The following is a 1,660-nucleotide window of genomic DNA, read 5'->3' on the forward strand; positions in this document are numbered from 1 at the left end:
CGCACACCCGGCACACCCCGCAACCGGTGCCGGTTCCCCCTCCAGCCGTAGCGGCAGTTCAACGGGCGGAACGCTGTAGCGCGTCGGTTCTGTGGTCATGCCACCAGGGTCAGATGGCACGGAAACTGGGCATAGCGGCCCCGCGTCGGCCCGCTGTCGGCCAGACTGAAGGCATGGACAGCTCACTCGGGGCCAACATCCGGCGGGAACGTGAACGCCTTGGCTGGAGTCAGGGACGGCTGGCGCGGGAGGTATGCCGGGCGGCTGGCATCGCGGGGGCACCAGTTGGCCGTCAGGAGGTGAGCCGGTGGGAGACGGGGAAGCGGAAACCGCGTGCGTGGTTGCCGTTTCTGGCCACCGCTCTGCGCGTCCCCGTGGACGTGCTCCTGGAGTGCCCGGAACCAGCGGAACCGCCCCCTCCGGCCCTGACGGACTACCTGCCTGAGGGTGACCCGCTCGCACCCCTGATGACACGTCGGGGCCGCCGCGTGGGAGCGGAGGCCGTGCGCGACGTGCACCAGCGGGTCCACGGTCTCAGGCTCGCCGACGACGTGCTGGCCGGAGGAGACTTGCTGCGCCCGGCGCTCCGCGAACTCCGTTCGGCCGTACGGCTGTTCCGCGAGGGCGAGTACACCGAGCCAGTCCGCCAGTCGCTTCTGCGCGCCATCGGGGAACTGGCACAGATCGCGGGATGGATCGCCAGCGATGCCGGGCAGCATGCGGAGGCCGAACGCGTCTACCGGCTCGGCTTGTCGGCAGCGCAGACGGCCGGTGACTCGACCCTGGCGGGCAACCTGCTGGGCTCATTGGCCTACCAGCGGACGAACACCGGCGATGTGCGGGAAGGGCGCATGATGGCCCGGGCCGCGTGGGAGAACGCCCGCGACGCACCGCCTCGGGCCCGGGCTCTCTACCTTGACCGGGTGGCATGGGCGTGCGCCAAGGCGGGGGAAGCCCAGGCGGCTGTGCGGGCCCTGGGGGAGGCGAGCGAGGCACTGGAGGAACACGGCGGGGAGGAGGAACCCGGTTACCTCTACTGGGTGGACGCCGGGGAACTGCACGTCATGGAGGCCCGCGTCTACACGGAACTGCGCCGCCCGCTCCGCGCCGTCCCGCTGCTGCGGGACGTGCTCAGCCGGTACGACGCCACTCACACGCGGGAACTCGCCCTGTATCTCTCCTGGCTTGCCGTCGCCTTGGCGGACGCCAACGAACCCGAGGAAGCGGCGGCCACGGCGGAACGCGTCATCACCCTGTCCAGCGACGTGGCCAGCGAGCGCACAGCGGAGCGGGCCGGGGTGGTGTTGGCGCGGCTCGAAGAGTTCCGCGACGTGCCCGAAGTCCGTTCCCTCCTACGTCAGGTCGCCTGACGCCGCGCCCACGCGACAACCCGTGCCCGGGGAGCCCGCACGGGCCGGTGCCCCGGGCGCGTCGAAGCGGGTTAGCGCTGGCCGGGGAGGGGGAGGCGGGCGGTGATGCGGAAGCCGCCGCCGGGGCGGGGGCCGGTCTCCAAGTGGCCGCCGACTACGGACGTGTGCCGCACCGTGGACACTGGCACGGTGGCCAGACGGACGAGGACAGCGGGGTCAGGTCTTGCGAGTTGCGGACGATGGTTTCCGTGTCCCACGTGCGTCCGCTGTCACGGGATACCCGGATCGTC

1 protein-coding gene and 1 pseudogene are annotated in these 1,660 nt (G+C 71.7%); both read left to right on the forward strand.

What is annotated here, in order from left to right:
- Nucleotides 1-173: 173 nt before the first annotated feature.
- Nucleotides 174-371, forward strand: a pseudogene (locus tag JJV70_RS22960) (helix-turn-helix transcriptional regulator); the annotation flags it as partial.
- Nucleotides 372-503: 132 nt separating this feature from the next.
- Nucleotides 504-1,370, forward strand: a complete 867-nt coding sequence (locus JJV70_RS19560; RefSeq protein ID WP_308294913.1) for a transcriptional regulator — start codon at nt 504-506, stop codon at nt 1,368-1,370.
- Nucleotides 1,371-1,660 lie beyond the last annotated feature (290 nt).

The sequence above is a fragment of the Streptomyces sp. JJ66 genome, assembly GCF_019303495.1.
Taxonomy (GTDB): Bacteria; Actinomycetota; Actinomycetes; order Streptomycetales; family Streptomycetaceae; genus Streptomyces.